This window comes from Thiohalorhabdus sp. Cl-TMA, from assembly GCF_041821045.1.
In the GTDB taxonomy this organism is placed as follows: domain Bacteria; phylum Pseudomonadota; class Gammaproteobacteria; order Thiohalorhabdales; family Thiohalorhabdaceae; genus Thiohalorhabdus; species Thiohalorhabdus methylotropha.
Window position 1 is genome coordinate 109554 of the sequence record NZ_JBGUAW010000004.1, and the last position, 23879, is coordinate 133432.

Genomic DNA, 23879 nt, shown 5'->3' on the forward strand with positions numbered 1-23879 from the left:
TCGGGAATTGGTGGGATCACGGAGTGACCGGCCCGATATCAATCCAGCTTCGGAGCCGGGTGGCCCAGATGGAAGCCCTGGGCCAGGGGGATATCCACCGCCCGAACCGCACCGAGGATCTCCTCGTCCTCGATGAACTCGGCGATGGTCCGTATGCCCAGCTCCGACGCCAGGGTGGCCATGCTCTTCACGAAGGCGTGGTCGCGGGGGTCCCGGGCCATATTGACCACGAAGTCGCCGTCGATCTTGACGTAGTCGATGGGCAGACGCTTCAGGTAGTGGAAGGAGGCGAAGCCGCTGCCGAAGTCGTCCACCGCGAACTGGAAGCCGTCCAGCTTCAGGTCGGTGATGAACTTCTCCAGCAGGGTAAGGTTGCGCACCGTCTCGCGCTCGGTGAGCTCGAAGACCACGGAAGTGGGCTCGATGCCGTACTGGCGCACCAGGGTCCGGGTCCGGGTCAGGAACTCCTGCAGCACCAGCGCCCGCGGCGAGAGGTTGATGAACAGCATGCCCGCGTAGCCGGCAGCCCGCGCATCGGCGAAGGCCCGCTCCATGACCAGGAAGTCGAGCTTGTGCACCACACCCATGCGCTCGGCGTGCTCGATGAACTCTCCCGCCCCCAGCACCATCCCCTCGGTGTGGATGCGGCTCAGCACCTCGTGGGCCACCGCGTCTCCCCCCTCCACCTGGCGGATGGGCTGGTAGTAGGGAATCACCTCCTTGTTGTCGAAGGCCTCCTGCACCAGATGGCTCTTCTCGCCCAGCTCCCGGAAGACCTCCACCACGTCCTCCTCGGTGGGCATGCCGATACGGTGCTTACCTTCGGCCTTGGCCCGGTACATCATGTTGTCCGCGAACAGGAACAGGTCCTGGCCCTCGTCGGCATGGTCGGGATACATGGCGATGCCGATGGAAACGGTGGCCCGGACCCGGGCGCCTTCCGGCGTGTCCAGGACCAAACCGTCGGTGGCCTCCAGCAGCCGCTGGGCGACCATGTAGGCCTGTTCCGAGCCGGTCTCGGGCAGAAGGGCCAAGAACTCGTCCCCGCCGTAGCGGGCCAGGACGTCGCCGCGCCGCAGGGCCTCGTGAAGCGCCGACGAGAACTGCTGCAGGAACTGATCCCCAACCTGGTGACCGAAGCGGTCGTTGATGTTCTTGAAGTTGTCCAGGTCGATGAGCAGCAGGCCGAAGGCGTAGTCGTGGCGCTGGGCCCGGCCCACCTCGTAGCTCAGGAACTCCCGGAAGGTGCGCTGGTTGTAGAGGTCCGTCAGGGGATCACGGCTGGCGTAGTACTCCAGATCCCGGGTGTACTTGGAGATAGCCCGCACCGAGCCCACTACGTTCAGCAGCGTGGACAGGATGCTCTCGGTCACCAGAAGCCGGGTGGGATCCTGCGCCGTGCTGGTGTGCACCCCGATACCCACCACACCGCCGATCTTGGGCGTCTCCAGGAGCAGGGTCTTGGTCTGGAGCTCCACTTCCGCCTCGGGGATCTCGGGCAGCTCGCTCTCTGGGTCCACTACGTGGTGGTGGATCTCCACGGCGGCGGCCTCCCCGAAATGCGGGTTGCCCTTGAGCGCGCCGTGGATGCAGCGCGTGACGGTATCCCGGGAGGTATCCGAGGGCCGGCGCAGCCAGAACAGCTCGATGTCGTAGGTTTCCTCCTCCACCTTGAACAGGGAGAACAGGAAATAGACCTCCATCACGCCATTGATCTCGGACAGCAGGGTCTTGATGTACTCCTGCCAGTCCTGCACCACGTCGGAGGTGATCACGAACTTCTCCAGGAGCCGGATCTCGAACTCCAGCAGGTCCTTGTCCACGGCGATGGTGCGCATCTTGTCCGCCAGCTCGCGGACCTTGCCGGCCAGCTCGTTGAGCTCGTCGAAGCCGAGCTGGTGCTCGGGCACCCGGACGTCCCGGAGGTCCGCCACGCTACGCACACGCTCGATATCGCCGTCGAGATGGTCCACCGATCGATTGATGCGCCGGCTCAGGAGGGTGGCCACGCCCCAGGCCACCACCAGGGGCAGCGGCGCGATGGCCAGGAAGGCGAGGCTGAAGTTGTCGTCGGCCCGTTCCAGAATGGGCGTGAGGTCCTGGTCCACCTTGATGGCGCCCAGCACGGCCCCCTTTTCCGCGTTGGTGTGACAGCGCAGACACTCCGGGCGGGCCTTCAGCGGGAACACGTGCGAGACCCGCCGGCCGGAGCGAAGCCGCTGCTCCTCCCCGGTGCGCAGGGCGCGGTCCACGGGTCCCTCGATGGCGGGCTGCTCGATGGGTCCGAATCGCCGGGTCACCAGGGGCCCGCGGAAGATGGTCAGCGAGAAGGCGCTCCCCGCGAAGGCTTCCCGGTTGGCCGCCAGGAAATCCTTCACCTGCTCCCGGTCCCAGCCGCGGCGCATGATCTGGAACATGGACTGGAAAGTCTGCCGCGCCAGAAGCTCCGAGAAGCGGCTCGCGTTCTCCTCCACCTCCTGGTGGTAGATCCGGGAGGCCACGCCGTACACCCCGAAATAGAGGAGGATGGAAACGGCCAGAGCCGCTATGAGGATGAAGCCCTTGATGGATTTCATGGGGACCGGGGAGGTGGCTCCTGGCGTTCCAGGGGAGTGAGAAGACGCTTCGCCCCACCCTTTACGGACCAGAGCCTACCAGGAAAAACCCGGCGAAAAAATTTCCCTGAGTGGATTGCGGACTTCCCTGTCCGACTCGGCGGACACTGAGCTAGGCACTGTCCCCGCCGACCGCCCCGGGCTCACTCACCATCGGAGGCAAACCGGCGCAGCAGCTTCTCCTTGTAGATCTGCTCGGTCTTCAGGGAAGTGCTGCGGCCCCGGCCCAGCCGCACACGCTCCGCCAGCACCCGCAGCCGGGCGCGGGCCTTGCTGGCCTCGGCGGGATCCTCCACCACCTCGAGGAGATCCTCCAATTGCTTGATCTCCTGGTTGGGCGCGAGCTCCGGCGGAAGGTGCCCCGAATTCTTGAGCATCCGGTAGGCCGTGCGCAGCTCCTCTGGAACCATGGAGTCGTCCTCGAGCTCCAGGGGCTCCCCTTCCCCGGGAAGGTCGTCGAAGACGCCCTCCTCCATGGCCTCCTGGATCCGTTCTTCCGCCAGCCGTTGAAACAGAAACACCATCGCTCTCCCGGGCGTGAGCCCGCCCTGTCAATGCGCTATCCTTGGGCCGCCCCGGGCGGCATCGGTCATTGTAGCCGGGGCGCCCGACCGCGCGCCACAACCCCACAAGGAGCATGCCATCAAGGAGCCGCCCTTGCTCACAGCCCGGAGCCTGGAGCTGAGCGAGCCCGCCCTGGGCCCCCTGGACCTGGACCTCCCGGCCGGTTCGGTGACCCTGCTGGCGGGTCCCAGCGGCTCCGGGAAGAGCTGCCTGCTCCGCCTCCTCGCCGACCTGGACCGTCCCGAGCACGGCCGGGTGGAGCTCGAGGGCCGACCCGCGGAGAGCTATCCGGCACCGGCCTACCGCCGTGCCGTAGGCTACCTCCCAGCCACGCCCGCCTTCGGCCCGGGCACCCTGCGCCACCTGACAGGCCAGCTCGAGCGGTTCGGCAAGGGCTCGCAGGTGGCCGACCTGGAAAACGCCCTGAAGGCGGTGGGCCTGGATCCGGGCCTACTCGACCGCCAGGCCGCCGCCCTGTCCACGGGGGAATCCCTCCGGGCGGCGCTGGCCCTGCTGGTCAGCGGCAACCCCCGGATCCTGCTCCTGGACGAGCCCACCGGGGCCCTGGACCCCGGCGCCACCGCCCTGGTGGAGTCGGTCATACGCGAGCGTGCGGACGCCGGAACCGCCGTATTGTGGGTGACCCACGACCCCGAGCAGGCCGAGCGCGCGGGAGAAGCGCTCTATCACCTGGAGGGCGCCGCCCTTAAGGGGCCCGAGCGGGACCGGGCGAGATTCGGACCAATCATGCAGCGTTTCCAGACTGCAGTTCCGGAACGGGGAGGCGCGCATGGAGGGTGAGGGCCCGGTCGCGCTCACGGCGGTGGACCTGACCGTCGCCGCCTCTTTGATCCTGCTCAACGCCGGCATTTCCCTGGCCATGAGCCTGGGCATGGGCCGCTTCATATTGGTGGCCGCCGGGCGGATGATCGTGCAGCTGCTGGCGGTGGGCATGGTGCTGGAATGGGTCTTCGGCCTGCGCCATCCCATGGCCGTGGTGGGTCTGGGGCTGCTCATGGCCGTGCTCGCCGGCCGCGAGGCCGTGGCCCGGCAGAAGTTCCGCTTCTCGGGAATCTATCCCCTGGGCTGGGGGATCATGGTCGGATCGTCCTTCATGGTGACGGCGGTGGCCCTGGCGGGCATCGTTTCCGTGGACCCCTGGTTCCGGCCGCAGTACGCCATCCCCCTGCTGGGCATGATCCTGGGCAACACCCTGAACGGCATCGCCCTGGGGATGGACCGGGTCCTCACCGGGCTGCGCCGCGAGCAGGACCACATCGAGCTGCTCCTCGCGCTGGGCGCCACCCGCCGGGAGGCTATCCGGGACCTGGCCCGGGAGGCCGTGCGGGTCGGCACCACCCCCATCATCAACGGCATGTCGGTGGCCGGGGTGGTCAGCCTCCCCGGCATGATGACCGGCCAGATCCTGTCCGGGACGCCGCCCGTGGAGGCGGTGAAATACCAGATCATGATCTTCTTCCTGGTCGCCGCGGGAACGGCGCTGGGTACGGTGGGCGCGGTGCTGGGGAGCCTGCGGAGGCTAGTGGACTCCCGGGGCCGGATCCGGAGCGAGGCCCTGAAGGAAAAGAACTGATTTGAACCGCCAGGGGCGCCAAGAACGCCAAGATTAACGTGGAAAAATCCTGTAGCCGCTTATTGCCTATAGCAGGCGGGACTGCGCCATTTTTCCCGGATTATAGGGCCGGCCTAGTCCCTGTTCTTTTTGCTTGGCGTTCTTGGCTTCTCGGCGTTTTCTCACGCCGTCTCAATCGAAATCGTTGGCCAGCTTCTCGTGCAGGAGCTCGGGCACGGTCACCTCGATCTGACGCTTTTCATGGTCGATCCCCATGTGGACGGGGCTGCCCGATTTCCAGGCATCCACCATCTCCGGGGCCAGCTCGAAGCGCATGAAGTGGACCGTGGAGGTCTTGTCCGGGGTGGAGCGGTCCAGATCCTCGTCGGCATGGGCGTACGCCTTGTCGTGGCCGTCCACCCGTACCCATACCTGGTGCTCGACCCCCACCAGCTCCGCCAGGCGCTCCTGGCGCTCGGCCCGGTCATCGTACTGGATCATCAGGGTGGCCTTGAGGTTGGAGCCGTCCGGTATCAGCGGATTGTAGACGTCCAGCTCGTCCTGGAGCTCCTCGGGCTTGAACAGCCGCTCGGCCCGGGCCATCTCCTGGACCTGATACCACATGGTGTCGCGATCCTCGAAGAATAGAGTGATGTGGCCGTCCAGATCCAGGCGTCTACCGGCCTTGTGGTCCTGGATCCGGCCCTGGATCTCCTTGCGCTGCTTTTCGTAGTCCTCCAGGGACAACAGCTCCTGCTGGGTGATTGCCTGCATGGGAATCCTCCATGTCCGGTTTCGCCCCGTCGGGACGACTCAGTACAGAACCGCCCGGCAGCCAAGGCAGCGGGCTCCGCCCTAGTGCGCCGGGGCGGAAATCCTATTCCAGGTTTTCATCAGGAATCCGGGAGGCGGGGCAAGGTCGCAGGGCGACTGAAGGGATGTCCGGAGGACAGGGTCCCCTTGGAGCCCGGAGACCTTGCCCCGCCTCCCGGATCCTTCAGCAGGCCGGGAATTTCCGCCCCGGCGCACTAGGCTTTCTCCTCCAAGCCGTAGGCCATCCGCAGCAGGGTTAGGGGGTGGGTGGGCGGCTCCTCGGTCTCCAGGCCCTGCTTGATCTGGGTGCCGGCGATGGGGCAATCGCTGGCGTAGAAATCCGCCTCCGCCTCCCGCACCCGCCGGAACAGCGGCTTGCCGATCTCCATGGACTTCTCGAACCACTCCACCTTCACGCCCCAGGTACCGTCGTGGCCGGAGCAGCGCTCGAACGCGGCCACCTCCGTATCCGGAATCAGCTCCAGCATGCGCTGGGTCTGGGGGCCGATGTTCTGGACGTGCTGGTGGCAGGGCCGGTGGTAGGCCACCTTGCCCAGCCCCTCTTGGAAATCGGTGCTCAGCAGCCCTTCACGATGGCGCTGCATGAAGTACTCGAAGGGGTCGAAGACCCGTTTCGCCACCTTCTGGACCCGCTCGTCCCCGGGCGCCACGTTGCCGTACTCCTGGCGGAACATCAGGGCGCAGGAAGGGACCGGGGCGAGGATGTCCCAGCCCTCGTCCACGAGGGCCTCCAGCTTGGGCAGGTTGGCGTCCTTGGCGGCGGTGACCGATTCGAAGTCCCCCAGCTCCAGGCGGGGCATGCCGCAGCACCGCTCGCCGTCCACGAAGCGCACGGGGATGCCGTTGTGCTCGAGAACGGCCACCAGGTCCCGGCCCAGCTGCGGGATCTGGTAGTTCACGTAGCAGGTGCCGAAAACCGCCACCTTGCCGGTGGTCTCCGCGCCCGGGACCGGTTCTGGATTCGGCCCCCGATAGCGCTTCCGCCAGCTCGTGAAGGTCCGGGAGGCGTACTCGGGCAGCTCGCGGTCCCGGTGCACGCCGAGCGCCTTCTCCAGGCCCGCCCGCAGCGGCTTCTGGCGGTTGGCCCAGTTCACCAGCGGCGCCACCCCGGGCCGGGCCGCCACGCGGCCGAGAGTGTCGGTCTGGGTCAGGATCTTGTCGCGGAGGGAAGGCTCGCCGTTCCGGTACTGGATGGCCTTGGCCCGCAGCATGAGGTGGGGGAAGTCCACCTCCCACTCGTGCGGCGGCACATAGGGACACTTGGCCATGAAGCACATGTCGCAGAGATAGCAGCGATCCACCACCTGGAAATGGTCTTCCCGGGTGAGGCTGTCCACCTCCATGGTCTCCGACTCATCGATGAGATCGAACAGGGTGGGGAAGGCCTTGCACAGCGAGAGGCACCGCCGGCAGGTGTGGCAGATGTCGAATATCCGGTCCATCTCCTGATGGAGGGCATCCGTGTCCCAGAAGGATGCTTCCTCCCACTTCAGGGAGTGCCGCTGCGGCGCCTTGGAGGCTCCCTCTTCCGCCATCCGCGTCTCCTTGGATTGGGCCGGCATGCGCCGTGCCGAGCGCCTGCCGAGGTGCGGGGTCGGGCGTTCCGCTCGTTACGCGGGCCGAAAAATCAGGCGCTGAGGGCCCATGCCAGGACGCCCCAGCGCACCGGGAGAATTCCGGGCGGATCCGCCCGGGCTACTCCATGTTGTCCAGGGCCTTCTGGAAACGGTTGGCATGGGACCGCTCGGCCTTCGCCAGGGTCTCGAACCAGTCCGCCACCTCGTCGAAGCCCTCATCCCGGGCGGTCTTGGCCATGCCGGGATACATGTCGGTGTATTCGTAGGTTTCCCCGGCGATGGCGGACTTCAGGTTGGTGCTGGTGTCGCCGATGGGCTCATCGGTAGCCGGGTCGCCGGCGGCTTCCAGGAACTCCAGGTGACCATGGGCATGGCCGGTCTCACCCTCGGCGGTGGAGCGGAACAGGGCCGAAACCTCGTTCTCTCCTTCCACGTCGGCCTTCTGGGCGAAATAGAGATACCGCCGATTGGCCATGGACTCCCCGCCGAAGGCTTCTTTCAGATTTTCATGGGTCTTGGTGCCCTTCAGATCAGCCATGGTGGCTCCTCCTCCGTTGGGCGGATGGATGATTAGACTCAGTCTAAACTAAGAATCTAGGTTAGCCGTCGAGGGGATGCAACCCCTTTGTCTCCAGAATATATGGGGGTGCCCCCCGATACCTTCAAGGACCCGACGACCCGGGTATTCTAGGCCGGACCGTCCAGACCGGGCGTGAAGCGCATCCGGCGCTCGCGGCCCCGCCGCTCATCCACCCCGACCAGGAGCACCAGCCCCACCACGAAAAACCCCGCGGTGGCCAGCAGCGCGCCCCGGTAGTTTCCCGCAGAGAAATAGCTGAGCAGGCCGTAGGAAAGGGGGCCGACAATGGCCGCCACCTTGACCGCCACCCCCCAGAGCCCGAAGAACGCCCCCTCGTGCCCGGCGGGGGAGAGCATGGCCACCAGGGCGCGCCCGCTCGACTGGCTGGAGCCCATGCAGGCCCCGACCAGGAAGGCGGCCACCCAGAACATGCCCTCGCCGCGGGCGAAATAGGCGAGCAGGATGGCCACCAGCCAGCCCACCAGGGTCACGGCCACCGTGCGCACGGCGCCGATGCGGTCATGGACCCGGCCCAGCAGCCAGGCGCCCGCAGCCGCGGCCAGGTTGACCACCAGGATGAGGGTGATGGTCTGGTCCTTGGAGAAGCCCATGACCTGCTCGGCGTAGATGGCCGCCAGGGCCACCACGGTCTGGATGCCGCAATAGAAGATCGCCAGACACACCAGGAACCGGGCGAGATCGGGAAGCTGACGGGCATCGCGCCAAGCCTGCAGGGTGCGGCGCCAGGGATTGGTGCGGTAGCCCCCGCGGGCCAGGGGGCCCGGGCGCTCCCGCACCCAAAGAAAGGTGGGCAGCGCGGTCAGGGCGAACAGGCCGGCCACGATAAGCATGGTCACGGGAATGAAATCGGCGGCATCGCCACCCTGGGCCTGGGACCAGCGGACGTAGGCCAGACACACCAGCAGGGTGAGCAGGCCGCCGATATAGCCAATGGTCCAGCCGAAGGCGGAGGTGCGGCCGAGGCGCTCGGGGGGCACCAGACGGGGCAGGAAGGCGGCGATGAGATTCTCGCCCAGGCCGAAGGCGGTATTGGAAACCAGGATCAGGGCCATGCCGAGGGCCAGCTCGCCGGGCCCCACCAGACCCAGAGCGGCGGTCCCGGCTATGCACAGGGCGGTGGAGGCGCCCAGCCACGGCTTCAGGCGGCCGGTCTCGTCGGCCGTCTGGCCCACCCAGGGACCGATCAGCAGCACGACCGCATGGGAAAGGGACAGGGCCACGGTCCACAGCAGCCAGGCCCCGGGGCCGCCCCCGGCCACGGCGCCGACGAAATAGGCGTTGAACACCGCCGTGATGACCACCGTGGTATAGCCGGAATTGGCGAAATCGTAGAAGGCCCAGGCCAGGATCTCGCCGCGGCCGGCCCAGGCCGTACGCGGCGGGCGCTCATTCGGGGAGGGCATAGATGGCGTCCACGATACGTTTGGCCGCCTCGTTCAGCAGGGAACGGTCGCGGTCGCCGCTGTAGCGGCGGCGCAGATCCGCCAGGTCCACTTCCGGGCCGTAGCGGACCCGGACCCGGCGAGGCCGGAGGAAGGTCTTGAGGTCGCTTCCCGGAAGCTGGCGAATGCCGCTGATGCGGGCCGGGAAAACCGGAGCCCCGCTCTCCAGGGCGAGCATGGCCACCCCCGCCTTGGGGTGCACCCGCTCCTCGGGGGCGTGGATTCCGCCTTCCGGGAAGATCCCCACCACGCGGCCCTCCTCGAGGCGCGCCAGGACGCCGCGCAGGCTGGTGGCGGTGGGACGCATGCGCTTCACCGGTATGCAGCCGGTCCGCTCGTACACCCAGGTCAGTGAGCGCACGCGGTAGTATTCCACGGCGATCATGAAGGAGATGATCCGCCGGTTGCTGGCGATCAGAAACAGCGGGTCGGGGCCGGCATGATGGTTGGCCGCCAGCAGGGCCGGTCCCGCTTCGGGGAGCGTGCTCGCCTCGGCCCGCATGCGATGGAAGATCCGGCAGTAGGCACGGATCAGGGCGTGCAGAAGGCGGGCCCAAAGCGGCCAGTTCCGGGCGTGGTCGGGCAGGATGGACAAACGGGCTCCTCGGGTGGCTGCCGACGGACAGGCCAACCATACCCGGGCGTCCGGGGAGAAAAAAGCGTAATCCGGCGCTTGGGCGCTCTCCGGAGCTTCTGACAGACTTCGGGAAGGGGGTGGCGCTAGGCCGGCTCCAGGTCCGCCGGGGCCACGAAGCGCTCCAGGTCGGCGCGTCCCCGGCCCACCCCGGCCCAGCTATCGCCCTCCAGGACCAGTACGGCCACGGCCCCGGTGGGGAACTTGGCCTTCATGCGGCCATACGCCGCCGGCGGGCCGCCTCCGGCCAGATCCACGGCCGCTTCCTGGATGGCCGGATTATGGCCGACGACCAGTACCGTGCCGGTGTCCGCGCTCAGGGCATGCAGGCGCTCCAGGAGCGAGGCCGCGGTGGCGGTGTAGAGACCGTCCTCGAAGGCCACATTGGGCAGCGTCTCCCATTCCGACCACAACTGCTCCAGGGTTTCCCGGGTGCGGCGGGCGGAAGAGCACAGTATACGGTCCGGGACCAAACCGGCGTCCCGCAGATAGCCCCCCATGCGCGGGGCCACCTTCTGGCCGCGCTCGTTCAGGGGGCGATCGTAATCCGCCAGGCCGGCCTCCTCCCGGCTCGACTTGGCGTGCCGCATGAGGAGGATCCGTTTCATTAGCGCGTCCCCTGCTCTGGTGGGTTTCCGAGGGAGTATACCTTGACCGCTCGTCCAACCGAACGCCCCCCGGCCTCGCCCGCCGGCATCCGCGCGGACTCCTGGCACGCCCGCTCCCCGGAGGACACGCTGGCACGACTGGGCACCACCCGGGAAGGCTTGCCGCGGGGCGAGGCCCTGGAACGGCTGGACCGTTACGGCCCCAACCGGCTGACCCCGCCCCGCCGCCGGGGCCCCGTGCGCCGCTTCCTGGTCCAGTTCCACAACGTCCTGATCTACGTCCTGCTGCTCTCCGCCGTGACAACCGCCGCTCTGGCCCACTGGGTGGATACCGGGGTGATCCTCGGCGTGGTGATGGCCAATGCGGTGATCGGATTCCTTCAGGAGGGCAAGGCGGAACGGGCCCTGGATGCCATACGCGACCTGCTATCGCCACGGGCGGTGGCGGTCCGGAACGGCCAGCGGACCACGCTTCCCGCCGAACAGCTCGTTCCCGGAGACGTGGTCCTGCTCCAGTCAGGGGACAGGGTGCCCGCCGACCTGCGGCTGCTCAAGGTCCACAACCTGACGATCGACGAGGCGGCCCTGACCGGGGAGTCCATGCCCGTACGCAAGGGGACGGAAGCGGTCGCGGAGCGTGCCGCTCTGGCGGACCGCCCGGACATGGCCTATTCCGGAACCATGGTGCGCTACGGCCAGGGACGCGGCGTGGTGGTGGCCACGGGGGACAGCACCGAGCTGGGCCGGATCAGCACCCTGCTTGCCGAGGTCAATCCGCTGACCACCCCGCTTCTGCGGGAGATGGGCCGCTTCGGCCGCGTTCTGAGCCTGGCCATTGGCGGTCTGGCCGCGGCCCTTTTCTCCTTCGGGGTCCTGGTGCGCGGATACAGTGCCGTGGAGATGTTCATGGCCGCGGTGGGCCTCGCGGTGGCCGCCATCCCGGAAGGACTTCCCGCCATCATCACCATCACCCTGGCGGTGGGGGTACAGACCATGGCCGCCCGGCGCGCCATCGTCCGGCGGCTGCCGGCGGTGGAGACCCTGGGCTCCGTGACCGTGATCTGCTCCGACAAGACCGGAACGCTCACCCGCAACGAGATGACGGTGGCCTCGGTGGCCGAATCCGGCCGAACCTTCGGAGTGACCGGCGACGGCTACGATCCCCACGGCGGCGTCACCCTGGACGGTACGGAGGTTGATGCCGCCAGCCATCCGGGTCTTACGGAGATCATCCGGGCGGGGCTGCTGTGCAACGATGCCGGCCTGTACCGAGACGATGGCGGACGCTGGGCCGTGGACGGCGATCCCACCGAGGGCGCCCTGGTCACCCTGGCCCGCAAGGCGGGCCTGGACCCCGTTCTGGAAAGCGAGGAACGGCCCCGCCAGGACCTCATCCCCTTCGAGTCCGAGCACCGTTTCATGGCCACCCTGCATCACGACCACTTCGGCCATGCCTTCGTCTATCTGAAGGGCGCCCCGGAGCGGGTCTTGGCCATGTGCAGCCACCAGCGCCACGGGGGCGAGGACGTCCCTTTGGATTCCGCGTACTGGCACGCGCACGCCGAGGGGCTCGCCGCCCAGGGCCAGCGGGTGCTGGCCCTGGCCTTCGGCGCCATGACGCCGGACCACGGCGAGCTGCGGTTCGCGGACGTGGAGGAAGGACTCACCCTCCTGGGGCTGGTGGGCATGATGGACCCGCCCCGGAGCGAGGCCATTGAGGCGGTGCACGAGTGCCGGCAGGCGGGCATCCGCGTGAAAATGATCACCGGCGACCATGCCGTTACGGCGCGGGCCGTGGGTGAGCGGCTGGGAATCGGCGACGGCGTCCGGACGCGCACCGGAGACGAGCTGGACGCCCTGGACGATGCCGGGCTCCGGGGCGATGTCCGGGCGGTGGACGTGTTCGCCCGGGTGAGCCCCGAGCACAAGCTGCGCCTGGTGGAGGCCCTGCAGTCCGACGGCGAGGTGGTCGCCATGACCGGGGACGGGGTCAACGACGCTCCGGCGCTCAAACGGGCGGACGTGGGGGTGGCCATGGGCGTTAAGGGAACGGAGGTGGCCAAGGAGGCGGCAGAGATGGTGCTCGCCGACGACAATTTCGCCTCCATCACCGCCGCGGTCCGGGAAGGCCGCACCGTCTACGACAATATCAAGAAATCCATCCTGTTCATCCTGCCCACCAACGGCGGCGAGGCCCTCACCATCCTGGCGGCGGTCCTGCTGGGCCGGGAGCTGCCCATCACGCCGGTGCAGATCCTGTGGGTCAACATGATCACCGCCGTGACGCTCGGACTGGCGCTCGCCTTCGAAGCCTCAGAGCCCGGCGTCATGCGCCGCCCGCCCCGGGAGCCGGGGGCCAGCCTGCTCTCTGCCTTCATGATCGCCCGAATCGTCCTGGTGTCCCTGGCCGCCGTGGCCGTCACCTTCGGCCTCTTCCTGTGGGAGCGGGTGCACGGCACGGAGGTGGAAGAGGCGCGTACCCTGGCGGTGAACACCCTGGTCCTGGTGGAAGCCTTCTACCTTTTCAGCACCCGCCGGATCCGTGACCCGATCCGAGGCCCCCGGGACCTCCTGGGCAACGGCTACGTACTGGCCGCTGCGGGGACGGTGGCGGGAGGCCAGCTCCTGTTCACCTATGCGCCCTTCATGCAATACCTGTTCGGCACTCGACCCCTTTCCTGGGAAAGCTGGGGACAGAGTGTCGCGGCCGCCGCATTGGTCTTCCTGCTGGTTGAAATTTCGAAGCACCTGCGCGGCAGGGACAATGCTGGACAAAATGGCTCATCTGTGTCAGGCGTCACTTGAGCATGGGGGTCGGGTAAAGCAGAATCGGGTTCCTCCTGCATCCCGGGGCCGAATTGTGAGCCGTCCCGGGGAAGCCTGGAGCCAGCCCGGGAGACCTGCGGTTTGGCCCGAAAATCCTCCGTCCCTCTTCCCTGGAGGCTGCTGAACAGCCTGCGAGGGCGCTATCTTTTGGGCGCCTTCCTGGTGCTCGCCATTCTGCTCGTCAGCAGCTGGTCCGCCGAGAGCTATCTCCGTTACGAGCAGGAGGAGCGCACCCGCCATTTCCAGCAGCGCCAGCAGGCCCTCGAGGCCAGCCGGGTGATCCGGGACGCCTTCTGGGAGGCGGAGCACCAGCTCCAGGCCTTCGTGCTCACCCCGGGGCCGCAGAGCCGCCGGAAGGCCCTGGCCGCCATCCGACGGGCCCACAAGGGCGCCCAGCACCTCCGCAAGCTGGCCTGGGTACGCAGCAACGACCAGCAGTCCTTGGCGGCCGGCCTGCTGAAGGATTTCCGGCAACTGGAGGACAAGGCCCGCAAGCTGCTTGCCCTCCGGAGCTCCCCGGACCGGCTGTACCCGGCCCTGCGCATCATGCGCGAGAATCTGGCACCGGCCGGCACCGCCTTCCTCAACGCCGCCCAGCTGGCGCTGGCCGCGGATCCGATCCCGGCGGCTCAGCCCGGAGCCCGTATAGACCATCTTTTCCGGGAAACCCGATATCAATGGAGCCGCATGATCGGTGAATTCCGGCTCTACGTAACGGCGCGCATCGGGATGCTGGGCGGCGCCCAAGACCATACCCGCATCGCCAATCTGGAAACCTACTTCAGCGCCGTGCAGGACAATCTTTCCCGGCTCGATGCCCTGGACCGCCGCGGTCTCCTGTCCCTGGCGCAGCGTCGCGCGCTGCGCACCATGGAGGAGCAATCCGAGCATTGGCACGACGCTTACCAGCAAGTACGCAAGCTCTACACCACCCACAACTGGCGGGAGGACTTCCCGCTGATCACCGGGTCACTCCACCCCCTGTACCGCTCCATCCAGGGGGCCCTGATCCGGCTGGACAAGCGCATCAAGGAGGCCGCCACCCGGGAGGCGGATTCCATGGCCACCGTGGCCGGGAATCTGACCGCCATACTATGGAGCTTGCTGGTGATCCACCTGGGCGTGCTGGTGCTGGGCTACACCATCCTGCATCGGGGAATTCTCTCCCCCCTGGCCCGGGTGGCGACCGCCATCAAGGGCGAGGCCGAGGGCGAGACGGAGCTCCCCGCACTTCCCGGGGGACCGCGGGAGATCGAGGACCTGACCAATGCCTTCGGCACCATGCGCCAGGAGGTGCGGTCCCGGGAGTCCGAGCTGCAGCACCAGGCTTTCCACGATCCCCTGACCGACCTGCCCAATCGGACTCTCTTGGAGGACCGACTGAGCCAGGCCGTCCGCAAAAGCCGAAGGCAGGGCACCAGCGGGGCCCTGGTCATGCTGGACCTGGATTTCTTCAAGGAGATCAACGACACCTTCGGCCACCCCACTGGCGACAAGGTACTGGTGGAAGTGGCCCAACGGCTCCGCGAGGTCCTGCGGGAGACCGATACCGCGGCCCGCTTCGGAGGCGACGAATTCGGCATCCTGCTGCCGGACACGGACGGCGACGCCGCCAAGCACGTTGCCGGAAAGCTGTTGTCCCGTCTGCAGGCCCCCCTGCGTTCGGGCAACGGCGACCTGCATATCGGCGGCAGCATGGGTATCGCACTGTTCCCCGAGCACGGGGAGGACCCCGAGACGCTCATCCGCCGGGCCGATCTCGCCATGTACGAGGCCAAAAGGCTCCGGCAGGGGTTCGTGGAATTCCATTCGGACCACCTCCCGGACACCGTGGAGCGCCTCACGCGGGTTGGCGACCTCTACGCGGATATCCTCCACGACCGGGTGGAGCTGCATTTCCAACCGCAGGTGGATCTGGCCACCAGCCGGGTGGTTGGCGCGGAGGCGCTGCTTCGCTGGGGGCCGCCCGGCACAAATCCCCTGCCCCCGCCCGACGTGTTCGGCATGGCCGAGCGGGCGGGGGTCTTCCATGCGCTCACCCAGCGCGTGTTCAACGCCGCCGTGCGGGAATGCGCCGGCTGGAGGAATACCGGCAAGGACCTGCGGATCGCCATCAACCTCACGGTGAACGACCTCCAGGCCGGCGGGCTGGTGGACGATATCCGGACCCATCTGACGGCCTGGGACCTGCCCGCTTCGCGCCTGGAGCTGGAGATCACCGAGAACGCCGTGGTGGCCGATACCGAACGGGCCAAGCGAACCCTGGGCGAGCTCCGGGATCTGGGTATTCGGGTAGCCGTAGATGACTACGGCACAGGGTACTCGTCGCTGGGCTATCTGAAGGAGCTTCCTGTGGACATCCTGAAGATCGACAAGTCCTTCATGACCGGGCTTTCCGAAGAGCCCAGAAACCAGGCCATCGTCCGATCCACCATCGATCTCGGCCACAGCCTGGACCTGCAGGTAGTGGCAGAGGGCGTGGAATCTCCGCGGGCCCTGGACCTGCTCCTGGGCTGGAATTGCGACCGCGCCCAGGGCTTCCACCTCGGGGAGCCCTGCTCCGGGGTGGACTGGCGCGAGCGCTTCGCCTGATCCCGGCAGGCCACGTTCCGCCCGGTTTGTTTCCCGGCGGACGGGGCGCCATGATGGAGGCTCCGACCCGGAACGGCCCAGCGGAGCGCCCCATGGATTGGATGCAGGCGGCGGGCCAGACCCAGGACTGGCTCCATACCATCGTCGGACCCCACAACCGGGCCATCACCTGGTGGCAGATGATCAACCGGGCCGTGATCATCTTTCTTTTCACGGTGCTGCTGGTCCGTCTGGGCGGGAAGCGCTTCGGGAGGACGCCGGCTCCGACGACCTGAGCCGGGCGCGGGGCGCCTATCTGGAGCGTAACGGCAATTTCAGCTTCATCCACCGGGAATATGGCTTCGGGAGGTCCGCCGATGCGCCCCACCTTCCATCCGACCCTGGTGAACGGCCCCTTCGGGGACCCGGCCCTGTACGTGGAATTCCTGGACCGGCGGCCGGCCCTTATGTTCGACCTGGGCGAGATCTCCGACCTCGCACCGCGAAAGATCCTGCGCCTGACGCACGTCTTCGTCTCCCATGCCCACATGGACCATTTCGCCGGATTCGACCGGTTGCTGCGCATCTGCCTAGGGCGGGATATGTTCCTGCGGCTATTCGGTCCGCCCGGCTTCATCGACCGGGTGGCAAGCAAGCTCGGCGGCTATACCTGGAATCTGGTGGGAAACTACACCAACGACCTGACCCTGGAGGTGGCGGAATACGCCCACACGAGCCCGTGGCGCCACGCCCAGTTCCGCGTGCGGACCGGATTCCGGCGGGAGGAGCTGGACCCGCCCGCCTTCCCCGACGGGATACTGGTGGACGAGCCCGCGTTCCGCGTGCGGACCGCCGAGCTGGATCACCGCACGCCCTGCCTGGCCTTCAGCCTGGAGGAGCCCGAGCACCTCAATGTCTGGCGGAACCGGCTGGCGGAGCGTGGTCTGAAACCGGGGCCCTGGCTGTCCGCGCTCAAGGCGGCGGTGCGCCGGGGCGATCCGGCCCACACCCCCATCCGGGTAGTCTGGTCCGCGCCCCAAGGCCGGCCGGCCACCCTGCCCCTCGGCGACCTCCGGGACACCGTGCTCTCCCGGGAGCGGGGTCAGAAGGTGGGCTACGTGGTGGATGCGGTGCACAGCCCCGCCAATGCCGACCGCATCATTGCGCTGGTGCGCGGCGCGGATCGACTGTACATCGAGGCGCCCTTCCGGAACCGGGAGGCGGAACGGGCGGCGGCCACCCGCCACCTGACCGCCGGGCAGGCGGGCGGCCTCGGCGCCCGGGCGGGGGTCCGGGAGATTGTCCCCTTCCATTTCTCCTCCCGCCACGAGGGGGAGATCGATGCCCTCCGCGGGGAGGCATTGGCTGCCTTCCGGCAGGAGCGCTGATCTCCCCCGCGCCGCCACCGGATCTACCCCGTTTAGAATAGTTTCCGGACTCCGGACTGGAAATCATTCTCGAATTGCCTTTTCTCTCAGTGGCTCCACCTATGGATTACGGCAATCCGGAGCTGTCAACACGCCATTTCTCTTGGGGTTTTTATTGTCCGTACTGTAAAATCGGAACCGTTCTAACAATATATATTTTTCATTTTTATGGAAACATCCGGCGATTAGCTTTCAAAGACCTCCTTTCGCAGGTTTTTGAGAACACGGGGGGGGACGCCGCGACCGGGCCGAGGCCCGAAGACGGGGAAAAGACGAGTGGCGTACCTAGGGGAACGATTCAATTCTATCGGCGCCCGGGCGAGCCTGCTTTCCGGGGGCATTCTGGTGGTATTCGCGGCGGTGCTGTTCACCGCCTACGCATTCACCCAGCAGCAGACGGCCACCCGGGGCGCGGTGGAGAAGGCCCGTGCCCTGGTGCTCATGGCCGAGTCCGTGCGGGAGCGCGTGGCCAAGAAATGGGACTACGGCGTCTACACCACGGACAAGCTCCTCCGGTGGGCCCAGGAGGCGGACAGCGAAGAGGCGCGGAAAAAGCGGATCCTCGATGCCGTGCCGGTATTCAACGCCTGGTCCACCGCCCAGGCCAAGGCCGAGGAGGGCGGCTTCCAGTTCACGCCCATTCGCGAGGATCCGCGCGAGCCCGAGCACAAGGCCGATGCCAAGGGTATGCGTGCCATTCAGTACTTCCGGAACAATCCGGAGGCCGAGGAATTCCATTTCGTGGACGAGCAGGCCAACGCCGTCCGGTACTTCCGTCCGGTGCGTCTCGGCGAGACCTGCCTGGTCTGTCACGGCGACCCGGCCCGCTCGGAAGAGCTCTGGGGCCGGAGCGACGGCAAGGACATCACCGGGCACCGCATGGAGAACAAGGAAACGGGCGACCTGCACGGCGCCTTCCAGGTGACGCTGCCGCTGGATAAGGCCGATGCCCACGCCGCCAAGGCCCTGTGGACAGGCGGCGGCCTGGGGCTGTTCATGCTGCTGGCCGGACTCGGCATCATCCTCTGGGCCATGCGCCGAAGCATCGACCAGCCGCTGCAGACCGCCGTGGCCTCCATGAACGAAGTGGTGGACCGGGGCGACCTCACCGTCCGGATGAAGGAGGACGGCTGGGGCGGCGCCGCCGAGCTCGGCCGCGGCTTCAACCGCTTCATGGAGCAGCTTGCGGATCTGTTCCGGGGGTGGCGGGAGGAAAGCGGACAGCTAGCCTCCGCCAGCGAGGAGCTATCCGCCACCGGTCACGAGCTCAACAACAACACCCGTGCCTCTTCCCAGCGCGTGGAGGATGTCACCCAGTCGGCGCGGGAGGTGAACAATGTGGTCCAGGACGTGGCCAACAACATCACCGCCGTCTCCGATTCCGCCTCGCGCACCAAAAGCACCACGCAGACGGGCAACGAGGCCGTCGAGCAGGCCTCAGGCCAGATCCGGGAGCTTTCCCAGTCCGGGCAGCGCGTCGGCGAGGTGATGGATTCCATCCAGGCCATCGCCAAGAAGACCGACCTGCTGGCCCTCAACGCCGCCATCGAAGCCGCCAACGCCGGCGAGCAGGGCAAGGGCTTCGCCGTGGTGGCCGACGAGGTCCGCAAGCTGGCCGAGCAGACCTCCCAGGCCACCGAGCAGGTAAACGGCATCGTGGCGGAGCTGGGAAGCAAGTCGGAGGCCTCGGTGCAGGCCATGAACCAGGTGCACACGCACATGGAAGAGATCCTGGAGATGATCGAGCACACCGATCAGACCGCCAACCAGATCGCCGCGGCGGCCGAGGAGCTCGCCGCCACCATGAACGAGACCACGGACAACATGGACGAGATCTCCGGCAACGTGGAATCGGTGGCGGGAAGCGCCGGGCAGATCGAGCAGGCGGCCGATCAGCTCGGGACCATGGCCAACCACCTGCGGGAAGCGCTGGAGAAATTCCAGACGGACCGCTGAACGCGGGAAGGTGCCGAGCGAGAACGGCCCGCTCCGTAGGGGGAGCGGGCCGTTCTCGTTACGGCGGGCGAAACATTGGGAGCGAAGCTGGGTTCCGGGCCTAGTCGTCCCGCCAGCTGATGGAGGGGGGCGCGGTATCCTCCGGCGCCCCGGAACCGTCCGGAAGCTGCGCCACCAGCGCATGCAGGCCGGCGCTGATATCCGGGCTCTGGGCCACCAGGATATCCGGCACCCGGGCCACCTCGATGCGCTCCGCCGCCCGCGCGCCATCCCGGTCCTGATAGCGCACCCACCATACGCCGGGCAGGCCCGTCTCCTGGACCACCGTCTTTCCCAGGGATTCCACGGTGGCCTGTACCTCCCCCACTTCGAGCACCTGCCGGAGCCGTTCCAGGTCTTCCCGGGTCAGGGCGGACAGACCGCGCAGATCGACCGCCCCGCCCACCCCTTCCCGGACCAGACGATCCAGGTGCACCGCGATTTCCTGAAGCAGGGTAACCACGGGCGCGGGAAGCCCCTCGCAATGCAGCTCCGGTGCGCTCATGCCGGACCTCTCACTCTTACCCCATTGAACCCGCCCGGCGGGATCCTATCCCCCGGACGCCGGTCCTTCAGCCGATCAGCACCAGCTCCTCGGAGGCGGTTGGATGGATGGGCACGGTGTTGCGCAGATCCTGCAGGGTACCGCCGGCCTTCAGGGCCACCGCGAAGCCCTGGATCATCTCGTCCGCGCCCCGGCCGATGACGTGAATCCCCACCAGCTTCTCATGGGGGCCCACCGTGAGCACCTTCATGGCGGAGGGGACCTTCCGTTCCAGCGGGGCGTAGTACATGTCCTTGAAGGTGGTGGTATGGCACTGGTACCCGCCCTGCCCGTAGCGCTCCTCCACTTCCTCCTCGGTCAGGCCCACGGTGCCTATGGGGGGGTGGCTGAAGACCACCGAGGGGACGTCCTCGTAGTCCATCCGGGCTTCCGGCCGCCCACCGAACAGCCGGTCGGCCAGCCGGCGGCCGGCGGCGATGGCCACCGGAGTGAGGGGCGTACGCCCGGTAACGTCGCCCACCGCGTAGATACCGGACACATTGGTGTTCTGCAGCGCATCGACGGGAACGATACCCTCCGGACCGGTCTCCACCCCGACGGTCTCCAGGCCCAGATCCGCCGTGCTGGCCTCGCGGCCCACGGCCCAGATGACCTGATCGAACGCACCGCTCTGCTGGCCGTCCTGCGAGGACAGCAGATAGCCGCCGGCCGTACGCTCCACGGAATCCATGTGAACGCCGGTGAGGAAATTCACGCCCGCGGTGCTCATGGCGTCCATGAGGGATTCCCGAACCAGGGAGTCGAAGCTGCCAAGCAGGTGCTCCCGCCGCAGCAGCATGGTCACCTCCGTGCCCAGCGCGTTCAGCACACCCGCCAGCTCCACCGCGATGTAGCCGGAGCCGATGATGGCCACCCGCCCGGGCTGCTCGGTCAGCTCGAAGAATCCGTCGGAGGTAATGCCGTGCTCGGCGCCGGGGATATCCGGTATCCGGGGCCGTCCACCGGTGGCGATAAGGATGTGGTCGGCGGTTACGGTATCCCCATTCACCGCCACCTTGCCCGGCTCCAGGAACCGACCCTTCCCCTGGATGTGCTCCACCTCCGCCACCTCCAGGTTCCGGCGGTGGATGCCGTTCAACCGCTCCACGTAGGCCGCGCGGGCGGCGCGCAGGCTGCCCCAATCGAAGCTCGTCCCCTCGACCCCGAATCCGTACCCGGGGGCATCCTCCAGGGATTCGGCGATCTCGGCGGCATTCCACATGACCTTCTTCGGCACGCAGCCGACATTGACGCACGTGCCGCCCAGGGGATTCGGCTCCACCAGGGCGGTCCGGGCTCCGTGCGCCGAGGCCTGCTTGGCCGCCGCCAAGCCGCCGCTTCCGCCGCCGAGGACCAGGAAATCGTAATGCTGGGCCATTTTCTCGCGCTCCGATTCTGGGTTCGTGGATAGTCGTTCCGGAGGGACCATTCCGGGAGACGATTCTACAACGCGGCACCGAGGAGCGTCCGCCCCTCCCGGGAGAGTGGTGATGCCCGGAGATTCCGTATGAATCAGGGGAAGAAACGGTTCCTGCGGCGCGGCCGGGCCTGAAGCCGGGCATGGCGGGCGGACGTCTCGGCGGACTCCAGGCGTGCCAGCCTCCGGGCCATGTCACCACCCTCCTCGGCACCGGCGCCGTGGAGCTTGCTGCGCCGCCGCTGCCGGCCGACGGTTACCACGAACCCTGCGAGACGACGCCGCATGGGCTCGGGAAGGTCCTTGAACGTCAAGGCCGGGAAAATGGCCCAGGGAAGGCTATCCACCCGGACCAGTCGGGCGGGCAGGCCGAATACCGCCCGGCCCTTGTCCTCCGGGAATTCCAGCAGCACCAGCAGCTCGCGGGGCCGAACCGCCTTGCCGTCCCCTAGAGCCGTCCTGTCCGTGACCTGACCCGGGAGCCGGACACGCATTCCCCCTTCGCTGAGGTTGATGGTCCGGCGCGGCACCTCCTCCAGCAGGGAGCGGGCCTGATGCAGGGTCTTGTCGTCGGGCCGGTGAAGGAACGGCGCGGGACCCGGCTCGAGATGGAGCCAGGGACGATCGGACAGGCTGGCGGGCAGGAAACGGAAGCGCAAGCGGGTGGTTACCCGGTAGAAATTGCGCCGATCCTTGCCCGACTGCGATTGCTGGTCTTCGCTCATGGCTCACCCCCCGCATCGATATCCCGCCACTATGACACGGACCGACGGACAGCGCACGCGCACGCTATCACACGCCGAACGCGCCGCTGATACCGTCCACCACGAACTGAACGGCGATGGCGGCCAGCATGAGGCCCAGCAGCCGGTCGATGACGTTGGTGCCGGTCTCGCCGAGCACCTGCATGATGCGGGCGGTCAGCAGCAAACTGGCGAGGGTCACCCCCAGCACCACCACGATGATGCCGAACCGGACCAGGTACGCCGCCCAGCTTCCCCCATGTGAGGCCATGAGCAGGACCGTGGTGATAGCGCCCGGTCCGGCAATCAAGGGGAAGGCGAGCGGGAACACGGAGATGTCCTCCCGCTCCTGCGCCTCCTCCCGCTCGCTCGCCGTGGCGCCGCGCAGCCCCGATTGACGGGCGAAGACCATGTCGATGGCCACCAGGAACAGCAGCACGCCTCCCGCGATGCGGAAGGCCGGCACACCGATGCCCAGGGCGGAAAGCAGGCCGTTGCCCACCAGGAAAAACACCAGCAGGATGGCGGCGGACAGCGTGATCCCCTTCACGGCGAGGGCCCGGCGCTCCGCCTCGCTCGCCCCGCGAGTCAGCGCCGCGAATATGGGGGCGTTGCCGATCGGGTCTACCACGACGAACAGGACCACGAAGGAATTGAGCAGGACATCGATGGACACGGTGGTGCTGCAGCCTTTCTATCCGCCATGGCGCATTCCGGGAAACGGGGCGGACCCATGACTCCCGGGTGCACCACGTATCAGCTCTGGATGTGGCTGGAACGGCCCGGGGAGATCCCGGTGGGGCGTTTGGGAAGCTGCGCCTTCCCGCGGGGCTGGTACGTCTATACCGGAAGCGCCCGCCGCAACATGGCCGCGCGGCTGCGGCGACATTGCCGCAGCGACGCCGATAAGCGCCTGCGCTGGCACATCGATTACTTTCTGGCCTTGGCCGCCTGCCGGATCCTGTATATCTCCGGCTCCCAGGTCCCGGAGTGCAACCTCAACGCCGCCACCGGCGGGCGAATCGTATGCGCCGGGCTGGGTGCCTCCGATTGCCGATCGGGATGCGGCAGCCATCTGCGCTATCTGGGCGCTGCATTTTCCCTGGAGGACCTGCTTGAAGCGCGGACTCCGCAGGGACTCGATCCGGAAATCCGCACCTAGCTGGCCCGCCCCCTAGCCGGGCTTGTGGGCCACCAGCTGCGCCTCGTCCCGGAACCCCCGGGCGCGATCCCCTACCCGCCCCTCTTCCCGGTACACCAGGATCCGCAGGGCATCGAACATGTGCAGGAGCTCGTTGTCGGCGAGCCGGAACCGGTCCGTGCCGGGCCCGCGATCGCTGACCCGGGTTCGGGTGAAGGTCTGATAGAAAAGTAGCCCGTCCGGGCACAGGGCATCCATGAGCGCGCCGGCTAGAGGCCGCTCCAGAAAGTGGCCGACCACGATCACATCGAACCGTTCCGGCTCCGGGGGCCAGGCCGCCACATCCCGAACCTCGGCGGTAATGGGCAGGAGGTTCTCGCGGCTCCATGCCTGCAGCTTCTCCACGGCCACCGGGGAGCTGTCCCAGGCGAACGTCTTCAGCCCCTGCTGAGCGAGGAGCACAGCGTTGGCTCCCAGCCCGGAGGCCAGGTCCAGGGCCATGCCGCCCTGCGGAAGCAGGTGCTGATTCTCGCTGAGAACGGCGACGGGTGCGCTTTCCGCGACGCTCCGATCCCGGTAGCGGGCATCCCAATCCGGTGCGCTCATGGCAACCTCATCGGCCGGCTCCTCCCGGAAACCCTACCGCCGGGGCCTTCGCACGACAACAGCCGGGATTGCCTTACCGCCCCCACTGCGGACGGTCCGCTCTCAGCCGAACTTGATGGCACGGCGCAAAAAGGCCCACCCGGTAGCCGGGTGGGCCTGGT

The 23879-nt window shown here is 67.5% G+C and carries 21 protein-coding genes; 8 read left to right on the top strand and 13 right to left on the bottom strand.

Annotated features, from left to right (window positions below; translation table 11 throughout):
* Positions 1–38 precede the first annotated feature (38 nt).
* Positions 39–2576 (bottom strand): putative bifunctional diguanylate cyclase/phosphodiesterase, encoded by a 2538-nt coding sequence (locus ACERLL_RS06700; protein WP_373655300.1) that lies wholly within the window; start codon positions 2574–2576, stop codon positions 39–41.
* 182 nt (positions 2577–2758) lie between these two features.
* A complete protein-coding gene (locus ACERLL_RS06705; RefSeq protein ID WP_373655301.1) occupies positions 2759–3139 on the bottom strand; it encodes a DnaJ family domain-containing protein in 381 nt (126 codons plus the stop codon).
* Between the two features lie 133 nt (positions 3140–3272).
* Between ACERLL_RS06705 and ACERLL_RS06710 the strand changes: the two genes are divergently transcribed.
* Both ACERLL_RS06710 and ACERLL_RS06715 read left to right on the top strand, forming a co-directional pair.
* Positions 3273–3980: an ABC transporter ATP-binding protein gene (locus ACERLL_RS06710; protein WP_373655302.1), complete on the top strand. Its 708-nt coding sequence runs from the start codon at positions 3273–3275 to the stop codon at positions 3978–3980.
* A complete protein-coding gene (locus tag ACERLL_RS06715; protein ID WP_373655303.1) occupies positions 3970–4773 on the top strand; it encodes an ABC transporter permease in 804 nt (267 codons plus the stop codon). Before ACERLL_RS06710 ends, ACERLL_RS06715 begins: the two co-directional genes overlap by 11 nt.
* 171 nt (positions 4774–4944) lie before the next feature.
* Here the strand turns inward: ACERLL_RS06715 and ACERLL_RS06720 are convergent, their stop codons facing one another.
* The 6 genes from ACERLL_RS06720 to ACERLL_RS06745 all read right to left on the bottom strand — a co-directional run bounded on the left by ACERLL_RS06720 (position 4945) and on the right by ACERLL_RS06745 (position 10448).
* Positions 4945–5526 carry a DUF3501 family protein gene (locus ACERLL_RS06720; protein WP_373655304.1) on the bottom strand — a complete coding sequence of 194 codons (582 nt, stop codon included), beginning with the start codon at positions 5524–5526 and terminating at the stop codon, positions 4945–4947.
* 254 nt (positions 5527–5780) lie between these two features.
* Complete coding sequence (locus ACERLL_RS06725; RefSeq protein ID WP_373655305.1) at positions 5781–7121, bottom strand: heterodisulfide reductase-related iron-sulfur binding cluster; 1341 nt, start codon at positions 7119–7121, stop codon at positions 5781–5783.
* Positions 7122–7281: 160 nt separating this feature from the next.
* Positions 7282–7701, bottom strand: coding sequence for a rubrerythrin family protein (locus tag ACERLL_RS06730; RefSeq protein ID WP_373655306.1), 420 nt, complete (start codon positions 7699–7701; stop codon positions 7282–7284).
* 149 nt (positions 7702–7850) lie between these two features.
* Positions 7851–9167: an MFS transporter gene (locus ACERLL_RS06735; protein ID WP_373655307.1), complete on the bottom strand. Its 1317-nt coding sequence runs from the start codon at positions 9165–9167 to the stop codon at positions 7851–7853.
* Positions 9151–9801, bottom strand: coding sequence for a lysophospholipid acyltransferase family protein (locus ACERLL_RS06740; protein ID WP_373655308.1), 651 nt, complete (start codon positions 9799–9801; stop codon positions 9151–9153). Before ACERLL_RS06740 ends, ACERLL_RS06735 begins: the two co-directional genes overlap by 17 nt.
* 125 nt (positions 9802–9926) lie before the next feature.
* Entirely contained in the window at positions 9927–10448 is a 522-nt protein-coding gene (locus ACERLL_RS06745) for a SixA phosphatase family protein (RefSeq protein WP_373655309.1), read from the bottom strand.
* 42 nt (positions 10449–10490) lie between these two features.
* On the opposite strand from ACERLL_RS06745, the gene ACERLL_RS06750 reads away from it, so the two are divergent.
* From ACERLL_RS06750 to ACERLL_RS06770, 5 genes are all read left to right on the top strand, one after another.
* A complete protein-coding gene (locus tag ACERLL_RS06750; RefSeq protein ID WP_373655310.1) occupies positions 10491–13253 on the top strand; it encodes a cation-transporting P-type ATPase in 2763 nt (920 codons plus the stop codon).
* Positions 13254–13355: 102 nt separating this feature from the next.
* Complete coding sequence (locus tag ACERLL_RS06755) at positions 13356–15866, top strand: putative bifunctional diguanylate cyclase/phosphodiesterase (RefSeq protein ID WP_373655311.1); 2511 nt, start codon at positions 13356–13358, stop codon at positions 15864–15866.
* Between the two features lie 92 nt (positions 15867–15958).
* Positions 15959–16141, top strand: coding sequence for a hypothetical protein (locus ACERLL_RS06760; protein ID WP_373655312.1), 183 nt, complete (start codon positions 15959–15961; stop codon positions 16139–16141).
* 81 nt (positions 16142–16222) lie between these two features.
* On the top strand, positions 16223–17233 hold the full coding sequence (locus tag ACERLL_RS06765; RefSeq protein WP_373655313.1) for a ribonuclease Z: 1011 nt from the start codon (positions 16223–16225) through the stop codon (positions 17231–17233).
* Between the two features lie 315 nt (positions 17234–17548).
* Positions 17549–19228, top strand: coding sequence for a methyl-accepting chemotaxis protein (locus tag ACERLL_RS06770; RefSeq protein ID WP_373655314.1), 1680 nt, complete (start codon positions 17549–17551; stop codon positions 19226–19228).
* A 100-nt stretch (positions 19229–19328) separates the two neighbouring features.
* Here the strand turns inward: ACERLL_RS06770 and ACERLL_RS06775 are convergent, their stop codons facing one another.
* From ACERLL_RS06775 to ACERLL_RS06790, 4 genes are all read right to left on the bottom strand, one after another.
* On the bottom strand, positions 19329–19772 hold the full coding sequence (locus ACERLL_RS06775; protein WP_373655315.1) for a hydrogenase expression/formation C-terminal domain-containing protein: 444 nt from the start codon (positions 19770–19772) through the stop codon (positions 19329–19331).
* 67 nt (positions 19773–19839) lie between these two features.
* A complete protein-coding gene (gorA, locus tag ACERLL_RS06780; RefSeq protein WP_373655316.1) occupies positions 19840–21189 on the bottom strand; it encodes a glutathione-disulfide reductase in 1350 nt (449 codons plus the stop codon).
* 134 nt (positions 21190–21323) lie between these two features.
* Positions 21324–21953, bottom strand: coding sequence for a PilZ domain-containing protein (locus ACERLL_RS06785; protein ID WP_373655317.1), 630 nt, complete (start codon positions 21951–21953; stop codon positions 21324–21326).
* A gap of 67 nt (positions 21954–22020) precedes the next feature.
* Entirely contained in the window at positions 22021–22647 is a 627-nt protein-coding gene (locus ACERLL_RS06790; RefSeq protein ID WP_373655318.1) for a MarC family protein, read from the bottom strand.
* Between the two features lie 57 nt (positions 22648–22704).
* Between ACERLL_RS06790 and ACERLL_RS06795 the strand changes: the two genes are divergently transcribed.
* The gene (locus ACERLL_RS06795; protein WP_373655319.1) at positions 22705–23133 is read left to right on the top strand and encodes a GIY-YIG nuclease family protein; all 429 of its coding nucleotides are present in this window, start codon (positions 22705–22707) and stop codon (positions 23131–23133) included.
* A gap of 12 nt (positions 23134–23145) precedes the next feature.
* Here the strand turns inward: ACERLL_RS06795 and ACERLL_RS06800 are convergent, their stop codons facing one another.
* Entirely contained in the window at positions 23146–23718 is a 573-nt protein-coding gene (locus ACERLL_RS06800) for a class I SAM-dependent methyltransferase (RefSeq protein ID WP_373655320.1), read from the bottom strand.
* Positions 23719–23879: the final 161 nt, after the last annotated feature.